Annotated in this window: 18 protein-coding genes; 16 read left to right on the top strand and 2 right to left on the bottom strand. The window is 51.3% G+C overall.

Annotated elements, in window-relative coordinates:
* Positions 1 to 92: 92 nt before the first annotated feature.
* From HNQ57_RS14305 to cobB, 5 genes are all read left to right on the top strand, one after another.
* Complete coding sequence (locus HNQ57_RS14305; protein ID WP_184464102.1) at positions 93 to 1,007, top strand: LysR substrate-binding domain-containing protein; 915 nt, start codon at positions 93 to 95, stop codon at positions 1,005 to 1,007.
* A 92-nt stretch (positions 1,008 to 1,099) separates the two neighbouring features.
* A complete protein-coding gene (locus tag HNQ57_RS14310; RefSeq protein WP_184464103.1) occupies positions 1,100 to 1,513 on the top strand; it encodes a VOC family protein in 414 nt (137 codons plus the stop codon).
* A complete protein-coding gene (locus HNQ57_RS14315) occupies positions 1,506 to 2,000 on the top strand; it encodes a GNAT family N-acetyltransferase (RefSeq protein ID WP_184464106.1) in 495 nt (164 codons plus the stop codon). The genes HNQ57_RS14310 and HNQ57_RS14315 overlap by 8 nt, the downstream gene beginning before the upstream one ends.
* A gap of 63 nt (positions 2,001 to 2,063) precedes the next feature.
* The gene (locus tag HNQ57_RS14320; protein ID WP_184464108.1) at positions 2,064 to 2,507 is read left to right on the top strand and encodes an NINE protein; all 444 of its coding nucleotides are present in this window, start codon (positions 2,064 to 2,066) and stop codon (positions 2,505 to 2,507) included.
* A gap of 8 nt (positions 2,508 to 2,515) precedes the next feature.
* A complete protein-coding gene (gene cobB / locus HNQ57_RS14325) occupies positions 2,516 to 3,232 on the top strand; it encodes a Sir2 family NAD+-dependent deacetylase (protein ID WP_184464110.1) in 717 nt (238 codons plus the stop codon).
* On the opposite strand, the gene HNQ57_RS14330 is transcribed toward cobB, so the two are convergent.
* The gene (locus tag HNQ57_RS14330) at positions 3,229 to 4,647 is read right to left on the bottom strand and encodes an aminotransferase-like domain-containing protein (RefSeq protein WP_184464112.1); all 1,419 of its coding nucleotides are present in this window, start codon (positions 4,645 to 4,647) and stop codon (positions 3,229 to 3,231) included. The genes cobB and HNQ57_RS14330 overlap by 4 nt on opposite strands.
* Before the next feature lie 158 nt (positions 4,648 to 4,805).
* On the opposite strand from HNQ57_RS14330, the gene HNQ57_RS14335 reads away from it, so the two are divergent.
* Positions 4,806 to 4,973: a hypothetical protein gene (locus HNQ57_RS14335; RefSeq protein ID WP_184464113.1), complete on the top strand. Its 168-nt coding sequence runs from the start codon at positions 4,806 to 4,808 to the stop codon at positions 4,971 to 4,973.
* Positions 4,974 to 4,983: 10 nt separating this feature from the next.
* A complete protein-coding gene (locus HNQ57_RS14340) occupies positions 4,984 to 5,766 on the top strand; it encodes a PhzF family phenazine biosynthesis protein (protein WP_184464115.1) in 783 nt (260 codons plus the stop codon).
* A gap of 4 nt (positions 5,767 to 5,770) precedes the next feature.
* Here HNQ57_RS14340 and HNQ57_RS14345 read toward each other — a convergent pair whose 3' ends face one another.
* The gene (locus HNQ57_RS14345) at positions 5,771 to 6,646 is read right to left on the bottom strand and encodes an AraC family transcriptional regulator (protein ID WP_184464117.1); all 876 of its coding nucleotides are present in this window, start codon (positions 6,644 to 6,646) and stop codon (positions 5,771 to 5,773) included.
* 205 nt (positions 6,647 to 6,851) lie between these two features.
* On the opposite strand from HNQ57_RS14345, the gene HNQ57_RS14350 reads away from it, so the two are divergent.
* The 9 genes from HNQ57_RS14350 (at position 6,852) to HNQ57_RS14390 (ending at position 16,990) form a co-directional block, all read left to right on the top strand.
* On the top strand, positions 6,852 to 8,270 hold the full coding sequence (locus HNQ57_RS14350; protein ID WP_184464119.1) for an aldehyde dehydrogenase family protein: 1,419 nt from the start codon (positions 6,852 to 6,854) through the stop codon (positions 8,268 to 8,270).
* Between the two features lie 67 nt (positions 8,271 to 8,337).
* On the top strand, positions 8,338 to 9,498 hold the full coding sequence (locus HNQ57_RS14355) for an acyl-CoA dehydrogenase family protein (protein ID WP_184464121.1): 1,161 nt from the start codon (positions 8,338 to 8,340) through the stop codon (positions 9,496 to 9,498).
* Positions 9,495 to 10,286: an enoyl-CoA hydratase gene (locus tag HNQ57_RS14360; protein ID WP_184464123.1), complete on the top strand. Its 792-nt coding sequence runs from the start codon at positions 9,495 to 9,497 to the stop codon at positions 10,284 to 10,286. Before HNQ57_RS14355 ends, HNQ57_RS14360 begins: the two co-directional genes overlap by 4 nt.
* Positions 10,271 to 11,407 (top strand): enoyl-CoA hydratase/isomerase family protein, encoded by a 1,137-nt coding sequence (locus HNQ57_RS14365; RefSeq protein ID WP_226968245.1) that lies wholly within the window; start codon positions 10,271 to 10,273, stop codon positions 11,405 to 11,407. The genes HNQ57_RS14360 and HNQ57_RS14365 overlap by 16 nt, the downstream gene beginning before the upstream one ends.
* A 126-nt stretch (positions 11,408 to 11,533) precedes the next feature.
* Positions 11,534 to 12,421 (top strand): 3-hydroxyisobutyrate dehydrogenase, encoded by an 888-nt coding sequence (mmsB, locus tag HNQ57_RS14370; protein ID WP_184464125.1) that lies wholly within the window; start codon positions 11,534 to 11,536, stop codon positions 12,419 to 12,421.
* A gap of 139 nt (positions 12,422 to 12,560) precedes the next feature.
* Positions 12,561 to 13,076 (top strand): shikimate kinase, encoded by a 516-nt coding sequence (locus HNQ57_RS14375; protein WP_184464127.1) that lies wholly within the window; start codon positions 12,561 to 12,563, stop codon positions 13,074 to 13,076.
* Between the two features lie 108 nt (positions 13,077 to 13,184).
* Positions 13,185 to 13,682: a 6-pyruvoyl trahydropterin synthase family protein gene (locus HNQ57_RS14380; protein WP_008246296.1), complete on the top strand. Its 498-nt coding sequence runs from the start codon at positions 13,185 to 13,187 to the stop codon at positions 13,680 to 13,682.
* 91 nt (positions 13,683 to 13,773) lie between these two features.
* Positions 13,774 to 14,478 carry an SDR family NAD(P)-dependent oxidoreductase gene (locus HNQ57_RS14385; RefSeq protein ID WP_184464129.1) on the top strand — a complete coding sequence of 235 codons (705 nt, stop codon included), beginning with the start codon at positions 13,774 to 13,776 and terminating at the stop codon, positions 14,476 to 14,478.
* Between the two features lie 589 nt (positions 14,479 to 15,067).
* Positions 15,068 to 16,990 (top strand): PrkA family serine protein kinase, encoded by a 1,923-nt coding sequence (locus tag HNQ57_RS14390; protein WP_184464131.1) that lies wholly within the window; start codon positions 15,068 to 15,070, stop codon positions 16,988 to 16,990.
* Positions 16,991 to 16,993: the final 3 nt, after the last annotated feature.

Consider the following 16,993-nt stretch of genomic DNA (forward strand, 5'->3'; position numbering starts at 1 on the left):
ATTGTCATAACAGCATACGGCTCTATTATTATTTGTAAATTTGATGTTATATATAAATATTATCCATATTTCTTATAATTTAGGCGCATCCTATGCTTAATCTGCGCGGCGTGGATCTCAATTTGCTGTCGATCTTTGATGCATTGATGCTTGAAGAGAATATGACTCGTGCCGCAGATCGGCTAGGGATGAGTCAGCCGGCCATGAGCGCAGCCTTGCAGCGCCTGCGGCTGACATTTAAAGACGAACTGTTTGTCCGCAGCCGCTTGGGGATGACGCCCACACCGCGGGCTCAGTTGATATACCCGCAAATCCGCGAGGCGCTGGCCTTGGTGCGCGGTGCGCTAGCTAAAGAGCAGTATTTTGACCCGAGTCGCGATCAGCGTTGCTTTCGTCTGCTTGGTGACAACTATTTTGAGGCGGTGGCGCTTGGTCCACTCATGGCGCTGTTGCAGCGGGGCGGCTCAGCACTTACGGTAGAAACTCTGGCATTTGCTGGCCAAGAACAAGATTTAGCCCTTAGTTTACGGCGGCTAGATGTTGATGTATTAATAGACTATGTGCCGCTGACACAGGACTATATTTGTACCGAGCAGCTCGCCCAAGAGCGCTTGGTTGTCATCGCCAGAGGCGCTCACCCACGGATTAACGGCGCGCTATCCCTTGAGCAATACCTCGCCGAAGAGCATGTCTTTTTACCGCAGCGCAGCCGCGAGCGCAGCCAGCTAGAACAGGCCTTGGGTGGCAAATCACTGTCGCGTAAAAAAGCGGCGCAAGTACAGAATTTCTCGAGCATGTTGCCGGTGGTCGCGGCAACAGATTATCTCGCGGTGATGCCCTCGCGAATGCAGCAGGTTTTCGCTGGCGCCTTTGATATACAGAGTTTTGACTTTCCCTTGCCAACTGATCCAATCCCGATTTGGATGATGTGGCCCACGGCGTTAGAAGGCGATACCGCTCAGCAGTGGTTTCGAGCGCAATTGCGTCATTTGGTGGGTACGCTGTAAGGGCTTGGGTTGGTGGCTAAGTGCTTAGACTTTAGGCTGGGTCATTTGCTAGTCTGTTTTATACACACGCTTCGCTTAGCAGGGGATTCACAATGTCTGCGGTTTTGACTCATCTGGCACTTCACGTTCGTGATATTGAATCTTGTATAGCTTTTTACCAAGAGTATGCGGGCCTGAAATTAATCCATCAGCGCGATAATAAGGCCGGTGGCGAGGTGGTTTGGCTTGCGGAAGCGGGTCGCGAACAGGAGTTTATTCTAGTGTTACTGCCGGGCGGTCCCGGGCGTAATCAGCTTGATAGCGATTTTTCGCACCTGGGTTTTGCGCTACCCAGCCGCGCGGCGGTAGATGTTATTGCGGCGCGCGGTAAACAAGATGGCATACTCGCTTGGGCGACGCGCGAAGAACCCTATCCCGTCGGTTATTACTGCGGGTTACGTGACCCCGATGGCAATTTTGTTGAATTTAGTTATGGCCAGCCGCTGGGGCCAGGCGCCAATGGATAATGCAAGCTTGAAAATCGAAATCGCTGATTATCACAACGCCGCTCATCGCGCCGGAATTATCACCTTAATGTCAGCTTATGCCTTAGACCCTATGGGTGGCGGCGAGGTATTGCCGCACGAGGTGTTAATGAATCTGTGTGATGCCTTAGCCGGTGAAGTTGGGGCTATTACCTTATTGGCCTTTGATGGTGAAAATGCCGTGGCGCTGCTCACCGCCCTGCGCGGATTTTCTACCTTTAAATGTAAGCCGCTGCTGAATATCCATGATGTGATGGTTTTGTCGCAATACCGGGGTCAGGGCCTGAGTGATCGTATGATTGCGGTGCTTGAAGAGTTTGCTCGCTGTCATGACTACTGCAAACTAACCTTAGAGGTGCTGGCGAATAACCTCAGCGCACAGCGGGTGTATCAGCGTTGCGGCTTCGCGCCCTACGAACTCGACCCCGAACAAGGCGCAGCTACCTTTTGGCAAAAGCAGCTAATTTAGTCTGTGCGTAGAACGAGCTAATTGCACTAATGATATGAAACTACCGAGAAAGGGCGTTGATCAATGAAAGGCAAAATACTCGATTTTAAAGCCGACACTGGCGCCGGTGTGATTAGCGCCGAAGACGGTCAGCGTTATTCGTTCACCGCCGCGCAGTGGCAAGCCGACACTGATATCCGGGCCGGTGTTGCCGTGGATTTTGTGGCAGCGGGTGCGCAGGCCGAAGCCATTTATGTAGATACCGCGTTGGTTTCTGGCTCGTCTAAAAAAGTGGCTGCGGCACTGTTCGCATTTTTCTTTGGGGTGTTTGGCGTACATAAATTTTACTTGGGCTATACCAAGCAGGGCGTGATCATGGTGCTGGCCTTTGTGTTTGGTTTTATTCTTCTGGGCCTGCCTTCCCTTGTCGTTGCGATTATTGCCTTTATTGAGTTTATTATTTACATCACTAAATCCGACGCGGAATTTGAGCAGAGCTATGTGCGCAATCAGCGGCCGTGGTTTTAAGAGTGAGTATGGCGTATCAGCGGGTAGTGGTATTGACTGGCGCGGGGATCTCCGCAGAGTCTGGCATTAAGACGTTTCGTGCGGCAGACGGCCTTTGGGAGGAACACCGGGTTGAAGACGTGGCGACCCCTGAGGGTTTTGCGGCGAATCCCACGCTAGTGCAGCGCTTTTACAATGAGCGCCGCCGTCAATTATTAAGCACAGAGGTAACGGTAAATCCCGCGCATATAGCGCTTGCTAAATTTGAGAAAAAATTTACCGGTGAGTTTTTACTCGTCACCCAAAATATTGACGATCTTCATGAGCGCGCGGGCTCGCAAAAACTTATTCATATGCACGGCGAACTACTCAAAATGCAGTGCAGCTATAGTGGGGTGGTCTATCCAATCGCCACCGATATTAGTACCGACGCTCGCTGCGCCTGTTGCGGGCTGCGCGGCGGTCTGCGCCCGAACATCGTATGGTTTGGCGAGATGCCCTTGGGAATGGATGAGATTTACACTGGGCTGGAGCAATGTGACTTGTTTATTGCAGTGGGCACCTCAGGCAATGTCTATCCGGCGGCGGGTTTTGTGCAAGCGGCAGGAAGTGTCGGCGCCCATACTATCGAAGTGAATTTAGAGCCATCGGCAGTGCAGTCCGCGTTTTCGGAAACCCGCTACGGGCTGGCCAGCGTTGAATTGCCGCGTTTGCTCAATGAATTGTTGACTGTTACCACTTGTTAAACGCACTGGGCATTCGCCAAGATACCTAGCGTGGCTAAGCCCTCTTCTAGTTGAGTACTCCAAGGGCAGGCGCAGGAAATGCGCAGGCAGTGCCGGTATTTTTCGCTGGCGGTAAACAGCGGTCCGGCGGCGATACTGATGTTCTTCGCCAAGGCTTGTTCCGCCAATAACAGAGCGTCGACCTGCTTAGGTAGTTCTAACCACAGGGCATAGCCACCACGAGGTTGGGTGATTTGGGTACCGCTGGGCATATGCCGCGCTAAGGCTTCCCGGATGCGTGCCGTTGAGGTGGTAAGTGCTGCCCGCATGCGGTGCAGATGACGGTCGTATTCGCCGCTGTGCAGCAGGCGGTCGGCGGCCAACTGGGGAATCGTGGCGCTGGCCCCATTTAAGGTAAATTTCTGGTAGTTCAGCTCTTCGCTGTATTTGCCACCGGCAATCCAGCCGATGCGCAGCGCTGGTGACAGCGACTTAGACAGCGAAGAGCAATACAGCACATCGCTGCCCGTGTCGTAGCGCTTGGCGATGCTTGGCCGCAGTTGCTCAAAACTTAATTCGCCGTAAATATCATCTTCAATCAGTGGGATGTGCGCTGCGCTGAGCATGGCGACCAAATCTCGTTTGCGGGTATCGCTTAATGTAGCGCCAATGGGATTGCTGAAATTGCTGACCACAATACACGCTTTGACCGGCCATTTCTCAATCGCTAATTGCAAGGCTTCCAAAGAAATACCGTGCTGAGGATCCGTGGGTATTTCTAGGGCTTGCAGGCCTAGTGAATCAATTATTTGCAGCAAGCCATAAAAAAGTGGCGACTCTAAAGCGACAATATCGCCTGCTTGGCAGCTTACTTTAAGGGCCAAGTACAGGGCTTCTTGGCAGCCCTGCGTAATCGTAATGTCGTCGGCATGAAGTTGGCAGCCTAGGTTGTTCATGCGTTTGGCGAGCTGCTGGCGCAGACCCAGATAGCCCGGTGGGAATTCATAGCCATTGCTGCGAGCGTGAGGGTGCCGGGCGGCACTCGCTAGGGCCCGCTCTAGCGCCGCTACGGGTAAAAAGCTGGCATCGGGAACAGTCGCCCCCAATCGCAGTATGCCGGGCCGGTTGGCAGCAGAGATGACCTGCATGACCCGTTGCTGGCTATTGATGAGTGTGGGCTTGGTATCGGGTCGGGATTCGCTAGGGCGACGCACGGCGTTTTCAAAACGGGCTTTAATATAAAAGCCGGAGCGCGGTCGCGCCTCGATATATTGCTCTTGCTCTAAATAGCGGTAGGCAGCCAGTGCGGTAGATAGGCTGACACGGTGGGCTTCACTGGCTTGGCGCACGCCGGGGAGTTTGTCGCCAATATTGAGCTGACCTTGCTCGATATGCTCGGCAATCTGGCTGGCAATTTGGCGGTAGCGGGGCGGCATTGTGGCGTCCTAGGTTAGAACTGTTATGCAGTACAGATGCGAAAAATATTAAACTGTACTGTATCAAGATATAAATAGTGTATCTGTTGTGGTTTTTCTTGTCGCGTTAATCTGAGCGTGTGTTGGTCATTGCTCAGAAGGGCGGAAAGGAGTCTGTAATGGATGCGTTGAAACCACTTTTTTATCGTTTAAAAAAAATACCGCTATTCTCGTATTTTGCAAACACACTTTTCATCGCAGCAGTGCTTGCGGTGATACTGATACTGCTTGCTGGCGAGGGTGGCGAAAGCAGCCAGGAGCGGGAGTGGTGGTGGAATATTCATTAGGAATAGGTGTATGAAATATTTTGTAGTGGATGCCTTTAGTCGGCAGAAGTATCGCGGTAATCCGGCGGCAGTGTGCTTGCAAGATGAGGACATGTCTGACGCAGATATGCAGTTATTAGCGGCAGAGTTTAATTTGTCTGAAACCGCGTACGTGCAATTACTCGCCGACGGTCGCTATCGCTTGCGCTGGTTCACGCCGCTGACTGAGGTGAATCTCTGCGGCCATGCGACCTTGGCGGCAGCCCATGTGTTATGGAATCAGTGCGCTATTAGTGCGACGCAGCTGCGCTTCGAAACCCGCAGCGGTGAGTTGTCGGCCAGTTTGCTTGGCGACGGCATTGCGCTTACCTTTCCTCTGGTTGAAACCAAGGTGCTGGCCGATACTAGTCAATTTGCTAGCGTTGCAGATAACCTTGTGGCGGCGAGCACAGCGGGCGAAGATTTGCTCATTGAGTTGGCTAGTGCGGCTGCGATCCAGTGTTTTGTGCCCAATCTCGCTGCTATTGCGGCCTTATCAGCACGGGGCTTAATTATTACTGCGCCCGCTAACGAAGCGAGTGACGTTGATTTTGTGTCGCGCTTCTTTGCCCCTGCTGCGGGGATTGATGAAGACCCCGTGACCGGTTCCGCGCATTGTGCGTTGGCCCATTATTGGTCGCAAAAATTAGGGCGTGAGTTTTTGCTGGGTAGGCAGCTGTCAGCGAGGGGTGGTGAGGTAGGTATTGCCATACAAGGCGATAAGGTCGTGCTCTCTGGGCGGGCCGTGACGGTGATGGGCGGTGAAGTGTTTTAATGTTTTAGCTGCGGCGGTGCTGGCGGTATTCACTTGGTGCCAAGCCAATGGTCTTTTTAAATAGTCGAGAGAAATAATAGGCGTCGTCGTAGCCCACGGCGGCGGCGACCTGTTTTACTGACTGGCTGGTGCTGTCGAGCAAATAGCAGGCCCGCTGAATTTTCATATTTATGAAATACTGAATAGGCGATTGGCCGGTATGGGCTTTAAATTTCTTAGTGAAATGATATTTCGATAATTTTACCCCTGCCGCTAATTCGTCGAGGTTGAGTTGGCCGTGAATATGTTCCTGCATGGTGGCACGCAGCCGTTCCCAATTTAATGCCTTACCACTTTGGGGGCGCTGCTGACGAACCAAGAGTGCGATATAGCTGAGCAGCGCCTGCAATTGATGGCCGCCCTGCACGAATTCCGAAAATTGATAGGCACTGCGGCGCAACTCCGACAGACCGTCAAAAATCCGAACTACCCGCGGTTGCACGCCAATATTAAAGCAGGGACTGCTGAGATCAATGTGCTGGTAAAAGTCATTGGCGAGCCGGCCCTTAAAGTGCAACCAGTAAATAGTCCAGGGGTCATCTCGATCGGCGTGGTAGGCGTGGGCGCGATCAGGGGCCAACAAAAACATGTCGCCGCTGGTCACTTGATAGTGTTTGTCGTCGCACAACAAGGTGCCTTTGCCGGCAATACAGTAAATAAGCAAATGGCTATCGTGTTGCTGGCGCTGCATGCGATGGTCAAAGGCGACGGGGTAGTAACCCATGGCGAGGGGGTACAAGCCTTCAGTGAGTGGGTGGGCGGCCAGCTGGGTTTGTACAAATTGCGGCGTTAAAAAGCGAATACCTTGGGGTGGAAGCGGCCAGTCTGAGGTAATTGCCATGTTAAGCCTTTGTATTTATAAGGTTTTTTCTAATTAATGTCGAATGTGTAGACCAAGGTCTATGCGCAATATAGTCCATCAAGTCGGCAATATAATCAATCCTACCGGATTCTTATGTGTGTTTATATGGTTGCCCTATTTATGCGCAACTGGGCCTGATCCAGCTGTGCTAATGTAAACCACAAAAATAACCCGGAGAGATACCATGGCTGCTGAAACCGCCGTTGCAACCACCGAAGAGGCACTATTAGTGCAATCTTTAATTGCCCGCTCACGGGCCGCGCAGGCGCAGATTGCCAATTATAGCCAAGAGCAAGTCGACGAATTAATTACCGCCATGGTGTGGTCAGTGGCCCGTCAAGATGTTGCCGAGAAAATTGCCAAATTCACCGTAGAAGAGACCCAGCTTGGTAATTATGACGGCAAGTTCCTGAAAATATTTAAGAAAACCCGCGCCGCATTGTTCGATATTATCAATGACAAGTCGGTAGGTATTTTAGAAGACGACAAAGAACGCAATATCGTCAAAATCGCCAAGCCAGTAGGTGTTATTGGTGCATTAACGCCTTGCACCAACCCAGAGGCGACGCCCGTTATTAAAGCGATCTCTGCTATCAAAGGTCGTAACTCTATTATTGTTGCGCCGCACCCGCGCTCTAAGCTAACCAATAAAATGATCTGCGACTTGATGCGCGGCGCCCTCAAGGCCTGTGGTGCGCCTGAGGATTTGGTTATTTCTATGGACAGCCCGTCGATGGAAGGTACCGCTGAACTGATGAAGCAATGCGACCGTATTCTGGCAACCGGTGGCGCGCCAATGGTGAAATCGGCATACTCAAGCGGTACGCCAGCACTCGGTGTGGGCGCCGGTAATGCGGTTATTACTGTTGATGACACCGCAGACTTGGACGAAGCTGCTGAAAAAATCCGTATTTCTAAAACTTTAGATCTAGCGGCATCGTGCTCTTCAGACAATGCGGTTATCGCCTTTGAATCAAACGTAGACGCGCTGCTTGAAAAACTGCAAGCCCAGGGCGGTTATATCTGCAACGCTGAAGAGAAAGCTAAGTTGCAGAGTATTATCTGGGAAGACGGTCACATTGCGGCGCGTATTGTTGCCCAGCCTGCGAGCGTACTGGCTGAAATGTCGGGCATTGACCTACCCGAAGGCAAGACCTTTTTAATCGTGCCCGAAACCGGCGCTGGCCCAGACTACCCATTCTCTGGTGAGAAAATGTCGGTGGTGATGGCGTTCTACACGGTGAAAGACATTGATGGCGCCATTGCCATGACTAACGAAATTCAGGCCTATCAGGGCCAAGGCCACTCATGCGGTATTTATTCCTACAGCGATGAGAACATCATGAAGTTTGCCTATGCCACTAAAACCTCACGGGTGATGGTAAATCAGCCACAAGCGCCTTCTAACAGCGGTAACTTATGGAACGGCATGCGTCAAACCTTCTCACTAGGTTGTGGCTCGTGGGGCAATAACAGCACCAATAACAACATCACTTGGCGCGACCTGATTAACGAAACTTGGGTGTCTAAACCGCTGGCGGTGACCAAAGTGATTCCATCTGACGAAGAACTGTTCGGTAAAGTAATGGATAAGTTTCAGTAAGTTTTGCTTTTAAACGCCGCGGTCTCCGCGGCGTTTTTATTGATGATTAAATAACAAAGAGAACCCTATGGACTTTAACCTTTCCGACGATCAAAAAGCGTTCGCCGAAAGTGCGCGGTCATTTGCCGACGGCATATTTAAGCCAAATGCGGCCCAGTGGGACGCAGAACATATTTTTCCGAAAGATGCGCTAAAGCAGGCCGGTGAACTCGGTTTTATGGGTATGTATACCCCTGAAGACGCGGGCGGTTTGGGTATGAGTCGCTTGGATACCAGTGTGATTGTTGAAGAATTGGCGCGGGGGTGTACCTCTACAGCGGCGTTTTTGACCATTCACAATATGGCGACCAGCATGGTCGGCACCTACGGCAAGCCGGCCTTAATCGAGGAGTGGTGTGGCGAGTTGGTGATGGGAGAAAAGCTTGCGTCTTATTGCTTAACCGAGCCCAGCGCCGGTTCCGATGCGGGCAGTCTGCGCAGCACGGCCCGCGCCGATGGCGACAAGTATATTGTTAACGGCAGCAAAATGTTTATCTCCGGCGCCGGCTCAACCGACTTGCTGGTGGTGATGCTGCGCACCGGTGGTGACGGTCCAAAAGGCATTAGTGCCTTTGCGATTCCGGCTGACGCCCCAGGTGTAAGCTACGGCAAGAAAGAAGAGAAAATGGGTTGGAATAGCCAGCCAACGCGCACGGTGAGCTTTGAAGACGTGGTGGTTCCGGCAGCGAATATGCTGGGCAGTGAAGGCCAAGGCTTTAAAATTGCCATGAAAGGTTTAGATGGCGGTCGTATCAATATCGCCACCTGTTCGATTGGCACTGCTCAGGCTGCGCTGGAAGCGACGATTGAATACGTGAAAGAGCGTAAACAGTTTGGGCAGGCGATTGCCGACTTCCAAAACACCCAGTTTAAATTGGCGGACATGACCACTGATCTGGTGGCAGCGCGGCAGATGGTGCGCTTGGCGGCGTTTAAACTCGACAGCGGCGATCCAGAAGCGAGCACCTATTGCGCCATGGCAAAACGCTTTGCCACCGATGCCTGTTTCACCATCTGCAATGACGCCCTGCAATTGCACGGCGGTTACGGTTACATTAAGGAGTACCCACTAGAACGCCATGTTCGCGACAGCCGCGTGCATCAAATTCTGGAAGGGACCAATGAAATTATGCGGGTCATTATTGGCCGACGTTTATTAATAGATGGCGCCTTGGAGGTGATTAAGTGAGCAACTACAGTCCCACAGAAAAACTAAAAGTAGAGATCATTGACCATACAGCTTTGATTACCATCGACAACCCCGGTGCAAATACGTGGGATGCTGAATCTTTAAGTGGTATGCGCGAGCTGATCGCCAATTTAAATGCCGACAAAAATATTTACAGCCTAGTGATTACTGGCGCTGGCGAGAAATTCTTTTCAGCCGGTGCAGATTTAAAAATGTTTGCCAGCGGCGACAAAGCGGTTGCTCAAGACATTGGTTTGAAATTTGGCCAAGCTTTTGAAGCCTTAGCCGATTTTCGCGGTGTTTCAATTGCGGCGATCAATGGCTTTGCCATGGGTGGTGGTTTGGAATGCGCCTTGGCCTGTGACATCCGCATTGCTGAAAGCCACGCCCAAATGGCCTTGCCAGAAGCGAAAGTGGGCTTGCTGCCCTGCGCTGGTGGTACGCAGCGTTTGACCGCCTTGGTTGGTCCGGGCTGGGCGAAACGCATTATTTTATGCGGCGAGCGTATTAAGGCAGATAAAGCACTGAGCCTTGGTTTGGTTGAGGAAGTTGTTGAATCCGGTACGGCTAAAACAGCGGCACTGGCCTTGGCGGCACAGGTTGCCCAGCAGAGTCCCGTTTCTGTGACCTTCTGTAAGGAATTGATCCACAAACCCCGCGAAGCGGTTATGCCCCAGGGCTTGCTGTTGGAACGCGAGCGTTTCATTCAGTTGTTTGACACTTTAGATCAAAAAGAAGGTGTGAATGCCTTTCTTGAGAAGCGTAGCCCAGAATGGAAGAACGCGTAATGGAGGCGCATGTAGAAGAAGTTTTATTTGAAGAGCGTAAATCGGCGAGTGGCCCTGCAGTTGGTGTTATTACACTGAATGTCGAAAAGACCTTGAATTCACTCACCCTGAACATGGTTGAGCTGATGTTGGTCAAGCTCAGGGAATGGCGCGAGCGCAGTGATATTGCCTGTGTGTTTATTCATGGCGCTGGGCAAAAAGCCCTGTGTGCCGGTGGCGATGTTCAAGCTTTATATAAGTCATCCGTCGAGCAGCCCGGTGGCCCCTGTGAATACGCAGAAGCGTTTTTTGAGCAGGAATACCGCGTTGACTATTTGCTGCACCAATTCGACAAGCCGGTCATTGTTTGGGGCCACGGTATTGTTATGGGCGGCGGTATGGGCGTGTTTGCGGCGGGCAGCTATCGGGTTGTCACCGAAAAAACCCGTCTTGCCATGCCTGAAATCACCATCGGCTTATACCCCGATGTTGGTGGTAGCTATTTCCTAAATCGCATGCCCGGTAAAACCGGCTTGTTCCTAGCCTTAACCGGCGCCTCGTTTAACGCGGCAGATGCCCTGTACCTTGGTTTGGCCGAAGGCTTTATTGAACACGAGTACGCTGGTGAGGTGTTGAACGCCTTAACTGACGTGGCGTGGTCTACCGGTGTCGCGGACAACCAAGAGCGTGTTTTTGACTTGATGGCTGGCTTTGCTACTCGCTCGAAAGCAGCGCTACCGGCAGGAAATGTAGAGGCTGCAGCGCTAGAAATTGAGCAGCTGTGCGCTGGTGACGACGATCTTGCGGTGATAAAAAGCATTATCGCTGCGCAGTCTGAAAACCCCTGGGTGCAGAAAGCCGCGGCGACCTTGGCGTCAGGCTCACCGCTGAGTGCGCGCTTGATTGCCGAGCAAATTCGCCGCTGCAAGGGTTTGAATTTGAAAGCGGCGTTTCAGGCTGAGGCCTTGCTGTCGACCACGATTATTCGTCAGCCCGAGTTCGCCGAAGGTGTTCGCGCTTTGTTAATCGACAAAGACAAGAACCCCGCGTGGCAGCACGCGTCGCCGACCGAGGTACCGCAGTCTTTAATTGATCATCATTTTACCGCGCCATGGGCAGAGAACCCGCTGCGCGATTTATAAGTGACATCGGTTGTAAGTAGCAAATTGAATCGCTAGGGAAAGGTTTTGGGGCGGCGTAGGCCGTTCCATTTTTTAATATTGGGGTGGCCGCTGGGCCGTCAGTAATCTAATAAATAGGTAAGTGTCATGGCGAATGTAGCGTTTATTGGTTTAGGGAATATGGGCGGGCCAATGGCTGTGAACCTTGTTAAAGCTGGTCATCAGGTCACGGTTTTTGATTTGGTAGACGCCGCGATGGATGCAGTTGTTGCCCAAGGTGCAAGTAAGGCGGCCACGGCGTTGGATGCCCTCGCTGGCGCCGATACGGTGATTACCATGTTACCTGCGGGCAAACATGTTGCTGGCCTCTATCTCGGTGACGAGGGTTTGATCGCCAAGGCGAGCACCGGTACTTTGTTTATGGATTGCAGCACCATCGATGCTGAAACCGCGCGCAAGGTTGGTGAGGCAGCAACTGCTCAGGGTTTGCAAATGCTGGATGCGCCGGTATCTGGCGGCGTGAAGGCGGCCCAAGCGGGCACGCTGGCCTTTATGTGTGGTGGCGATACCGTGGCCTTTGAACGGGGTAAAAAAGTACTCGAAGGCATGGGGAAAAACATTTTTCTTGCTGGTGATCACGGCGCTGGTCAGATCGCTAAAATCTGCAACAATATGCTCCTTGCAGTACACATGATTGGCACCGCAGAAGCGCTGCAATTGGGTGCAAACAATGGCTTAGATCCCAAGGTATTGTCAGAGATCATGCTCAATAGCTCTGGTAAGAACTGGTCTCTAGAAAATTACAATCCCTATCCAGAGGTTATGCCTACAGCGCCGGCGTCAAATGACTATAAACCAGGCTTTATGGTGCAGCTCATGCTTAAGGATTTGGGCCTGGCTATGGAAAATAGCCTGGTTACGCAAAGCGCGGTGCCAATGGGTTCGCTGGCGCGCAGCCTGTACTCCTCGTTCTCCCAAAAGGGTAACGCCCAGCGCGACTTCTCCGCCATTCTGGAAATGTTTCAGTCTGAATAGTGCGCTAAGCGCGCTTGGCTAAATAAGTTTAGGCAGCTAGCGCGTAGGCGTTAGCTGCCTTTTTTGTTAGCGCGCTGCGCCATTGCCCCCGACTTTGTGGCAAGGTAGGGGCTAGCGCTTATTTTGGGTAGAGTGAATTATGGCTTTTGATGCTGGAACGGCAATTATTCTCATCGGCATGCCGGGGGCGGGTAAATCGACTATTGGTGTTCGTTTAGCAACGCAGCGCAGCATGCCTCTGATTGATACCGATCGTCTTATTGAGCAGCGTGAAGGCTTAACATTGCAGACTATACTTGATGAACGCGGCTATTTAGCGCTGCGTCAGATCGAAGCACAGGTTTTGATTAATCATCGCTTCACCGGCCAGATTGTCGCCACCGGTGGTAGCGCTGTATACAGCGCCGAGGCCATGGCGCATTTAAAGCGCTTTGGCCCCTGTGTGTTTTTGGATATTCCCCTAGACGAGATTCTTAACCGGGTGCGAAACCTTGATAGCCGAGGTATTGCCGGGCCGCCAGGCTTAGGTTTGGCTGAGGTCTACGCCGAGCGTCTGCCGCTTTATAGGCAATATGCCGATATTATCATCGATGGCGCCAACTTAGATGAATTGGCCCTGCTGGCTGAGGTTGAGTCGGCGTTAAAGACCTTATAAGAATATGCAGGTCACTGAGAGTGCAAAGAGCGTTGCGAGTGCGTTAAGCTAGAGAAATAGATTTAAGGCACAGAACTGCCAAAATAACGAGAAGGACCCCCCTCCCTAATGCCTGTAAAAGCCTATACCTGTATTGAGATCAGCAAAGAAGACTTGAAGTTTTCCGGTGCGCATTTCACCATTTTTTCTGCCACCGAGCGGGAGCGTCTGCACGGCCATAATTTCAAAGTCAGCTTATTGTTAACCGCCGATGTGGGTGACAATGGCATGTGTTTTAGCTATGTGGAGATTAAAACGCGTTTGCGTAAGCTCTGTGCCCAGCTTGATGAGTACACCTTGCTGCCCGCAGCGTCACCGTTTATGCAGATTCGCACCGAGGGTGCGCAATACATTGCTGAGTTCAATGGCGAGGAAATTCCCTTCCTAATCTCAGATACCTTGGTGCTGCCCGTGCGCAATACCACCGTTGAGGAATTCGCCCGCTATTTATTAGAGCTTTTACTGCGTGACGCGCCGTTTATTGAAGGCAATGAAATTCGTGAATTAATCATGAAGGTCTCTTCAGGCCCCGGTCAATGGGGCTCGGCGAGCTGGAGTCGAGATTAGCGGCGACGATGCCGTAGCGGCATAGCCGTTTTAGCGCAAGCCAAGGCTAAGGGCAGTGCAGAACACTAAGTTTGGCAACTGGGAATAAAAAATGAAGAAAGTATTGATTGTCAGTGGCGGCAGTCAGGGCATTGGCTTCGCTACGGCGCAGCGATTCCAGGCTGAGGGCTACCGAATTGTTAATCTATCGCGCAGAGGTATCGCCTTAGAGGGTGCGGAACAGATCTGTGTCGATATGCAGCAGGCAGATTGGTTGCAGAGTTGTGGCGCAGAGCTGGCAGCCGTTGCCGAGAGTGCTGACCAGTTGGTGTTGCTGCACAATGCCGCCCGCCATGACGGCGATAGCGTGGGTAATTTGGCAGCAGAAAACTTTAGGCAGGTATTGCAGGTCAATCTGGTGGCGCCGCAGCAGTTAAACGCGCTACTGATACCACTAATGAAGCCGGGCTCCGCAATTCTTTATATGGGCTCAACGCTAAGTGAGAAAGCCGTGGCGGGCTGTGCCTCCTATATTGCCAGTAAGCACGGGGTTATTGGTTTAATGCGGGCAACGACTCAGGATTTGATCGGGTCCGGAATTCATAGCGCGTGTATTTGTCCAGGTTTCACTGATACCGGCATGTTAAGAGGGATGCTAGGTGATGATCCGGCGGTGTTAGCGGGTATCACTGGCATGGTCAGTTTTGGGCGTTTGATTGACCCTGCCGAAATTGCCGCAACAATTTGGTTCTGTGCAAACAGTCCGGTTATTAATGGTAGCGTTATTCACGCTAATCTCGGGCAAATTGAGCGCTAATCGGCTTTTGTGCCAATTTTTCGCTTTTTATTTTCTGTCTTATAATGGCCGACATTGCTGTTTTCAGTGTCGCGCCCGCTTGGTGTGTTCTCATTGCTGTTCCGTTACCAAGCCCCCAGCTAAGCGCGCTCATTCGGCTTGAATAGCATCTGTCGCTTAGCCTCGCCGCGATTGTTGACGTATCGCCACGCCGGTTAAAATGCGCCAACTTCACGCTAATTACTCACCTATTTTTGTGATGGCCGCAATCTTGCTTAAGCTTTTACGACCAGTTTACGTTGAGCTCAGGTGCGTGCCTGCGTAAATATTGTCGAGGCGCATTAGGCATAAACCCGCTATAGATAGGTAGTATCCAAGATGGTGGTGTGCGCTAAATCGCACCATGATTTTGCTGTTACTTAAATGGTTAAAAGTTTCGTGTACGCGCAAATATTTTTTAGTTTTATTCCGTAAATTATTGATAATCCAACTGGATGGTCATCTCGTAACGGAGTACAGTAAAGATGCTTGCACACATAAAGGGCGTTTAAAATTTCTTTATCGTGGGGGTTTTAAACGCCGCAGCACAGCACAGAAGGAGATTGCAAAGATGGGCATATTAGACAATGTTCGTGAGCAATACCTGAAGGGGCGTGAAGAAGAAATGTCTCTTGAGGCCTACTTAGACCTCTGTCGTCAGGATCCCCTTGCTTACGCAACCCCTGCGGAGCGTATGCTGGCCGCCATTGGTGAGCCAGAGCTAATCGATACCCGCAAAGACCCGCGCTTGTCCCGTATTTTTTCAAATCGTCTTATTCCACGTTATCCCGCCTTTGAAGAATTTTACGGGCTTGAAGATGTTATTGCGCAAATTGTGGCGTTTTTTAAACACGCCGCCCAAGGCTTGGAAGAGCGCAAACAGGTCTTGTATTTACTGGGCCCGGTTGGTGGTGGTAAATCCTCTATTGCAGAAAGATTAAAAAAATTAATGGAAGCGGCGCCAATTTATGCGCTGAAAGGTTCGCCGATTAACGAGTCGCCACTGGGTTTGTTTGACCCCCTGCGCGACGGTGAGCAACTTGAAAAAGAATACGGTATTCCTGCTCGCTATCTCACTGGCTTGTCGTCACCTTGGGCGATTAAACGCCTTGATGAGTACGAAGGTGATTTAACAAAATTCAGCGTGGTACGAATTCAACCCTCGGTCTTGAAGCAGATTGCCGTCACAAAAACCGAGCCTGGTGACGAGAACAACCAAGATATATCGACCTTGGTTGGTAAGGTGGATATTCGCAAACTTGAAGCCTACGCCCAAGACGATCCCGATGCATACTCCTACTCCGGTGGCCTGTGTTTGGCCAACCAAGGCCTGCTTGAATTTGTGGAGATGTTCAAAGCCCCAATTAAAATGCTGCACCCGCTGTTAACGGCCACCCAAGAGGGCAATTACAAAGGCACCGAAGGGTTCTCTGCGATCCCATTTCAAGGGGTCATCTTGGCTCACTCCAATGAGTCGGAATGGTTGACCTTTAGAAACGACAAACACAATGAGGCATTCCTTGATCGGGTGTATATCGTCAAGGTTCCCTACTGTTTACAAGTGTCGGAAGAAGTAAAAATCTACGAGAAATTAATGCGCCACAGTTCCTTGTCTAAGGCGCCCTGCGCACCCGGAACGCTTGAAATGCTGGCCCAGTTTACGGTTTTGTCGCGCCTCAAAGAGCCAGAGAATTCCAGTATTTACTCAAAAATGCGGGTCTACGACGGCGAGTCCTTAAAAGACACTGATCCGGCTGCCAAGTCCTTTCAGGAGTACCGCGATTACGCCGGTATCGACGAGGGCATGACCGGCATGTCGACCCGATTCGCTTTTAAGGTATTGTCGGCGGTATTTAATTACGACAACGCCGAGATTGCAGCCAACCCTGTGCATTTAATGTATGTGCTGGAACAGCGGATTCTTCGGGAGCAATTGCCGGAGGACACTCAGCGCGTCTACCTTGAATTTATTAAGGGCTGGTTGGCGGTGCGCTACGCCGAGTATGTGGGCAAAGAAATTCAAACCGCGTATTTGGAGTCTTACTCTGAGTACGGTCAGAATATTTTTGATCGCTACGTGACCTTTGCCGATTACTGGATTCAAGATGAAGATTATCGGGATCCAGAAACCGGCGCAATTTTTGATCGCGGCACTTTAAACAGTGAACTGGAAAAAATTGAGAAACCTGCGGGCATTGCCAACCCCAAAGACTTCCGCAACGAAATTGTTAATTTTGTGTTGCGGGCGAGGGCGCAGAACGAGGGCCGCAACCCCAGCTGGACGAGCTACGAAAAATTGCGCGAGGTCATTGAGAAGAAAATGTTCTCAAGTACCGAGGAGCTGTTGCCCGTTATTTCCTTCAACGCCAAAGCCTCTGTGGAAGATAAGCAGAAGCACGAGAACTTTGTGACGCGTATGGTTGAGAAGGGTTATACCCCGAAACAGGTCAGACTGTTGTCCGAGTGGTATTTGCGGGTTAGAAAATCGGGTTAATAC

This window comes from Zhongshania antarctica (assembly GCF_014202945.1).
Lineage (GTDB): Bacteria > Pseudomonadota > Gammaproteobacteria > Pseudomonadales > Spongiibacteraceae > Spongiibacter > Spongiibacter antarcticus.

Coding starts and splice junctions, on each gene's coding strand:
- HNQ57_RS14320 (WP_184464108.1), top strand. CDS start 2,064: ATGAAAGGCAAAATACTCGATTTTAAAGCCGACACTGGCGCCGGTGTG.
- HNQ57_RS14340 (WP_184464115.1), top strand. CDS start 4,984: ATGAAATATTTTGTAGTGGATGCCTTTAGTCGGCAGAAGTATCGCGGT.
- HNQ57_RS14350 (WP_184464119.1), top strand. CDS start 6,852: ATGGCTGCTGAAACCGCCGTTGCAACCACCGAAGAGGCACTATTAGTG.
- cobB (WP_184464110.1), top strand. CDS start 2,516: ATGGCGTATCAGCGGGTAGTGGTATTGACTGGCGCGGGGATCTCCGCA.
- HNQ57_RS14390 (WP_184464131.1), top strand. CDS start 15,068: ATGGGCATATTAGACAATGTTCGTGAGCAATACCTGAAGGGGCGTGAA.
- mmsB (WP_184464125.1), top strand. CDS start 11,534: ATGGCGAATGTAGCGTTTATTGGTTTAGGGAATATGGGCGGGCCAATG.
- HNQ57_RS14375 (WP_184464127.1), top strand. CDS start 12,561: ATGGCTTTTGATGCTGGAACGGCAATTATTCTCATCGGCATGCCGGGG.
- HNQ57_RS14330 (WP_184464112.1), bottom strand. CDS start 4,647: ATGCCGCCCCGCTACCGCCAAATTGCCAGCCAGATTGCCGAGCATATC.
- HNQ57_RS14305 (WP_184464102.1), top strand. CDS start 93: ATGCTTAATCTGCGCGGCGTGGATCTCAATTTGCTGTCGATCTTTGAT.
- HNQ57_RS14365 (WP_226968245.1), top strand. CDS start 10,271: ATGGAAGAACGCGTAATGGAGGCGCATGTAGAAGAAGTTTTATTTGAA.
- HNQ57_RS14380 (WP_008246296.1), top strand. CDS start 13,185: ATGCCTGTAAAAGCCTATACCTGTATTGAGATCAGCAAAGAAGACTTG.
- HNQ57_RS14315 (WP_184464106.1), top strand. CDS start 1,506: ATGGATAATGCAAGCTTGAAAATCGAAATCGCTGATTATCACAACGCC.
- HNQ57_RS14355 (WP_184464121.1), top strand. CDS start 8,338: ATGGACTTTAACCTTTCCGACGATCAAAAAGCGTTCGCCGAAAGTGCG.
- HNQ57_RS14345 (WP_184464117.1), bottom strand. CDS start 6,646: ATGGCAATTACCTCAGACTGGCCGCTTCCACCCCAAGGTATTCGCTTT.
- HNQ57_RS14385 (WP_184464129.1), top strand. CDS start 13,774: ATGAAGAAAGTATTGATTGTCAGTGGCGGCAGTCAGGGCATTGGCTTC.
- HNQ57_RS14310 (WP_184464103.1), top strand. CDS start 1,100: ATGTCTGCGGTTTTGACTCATCTGGCACTTCACGTTCGTGATATTGAA.
- HNQ57_RS14335 (WP_184464113.1), top strand. CDS start 4,806: ATGGATGCGTTGAAACCACTTTTTTATCGTTTAAAAAAAATACCGCTA.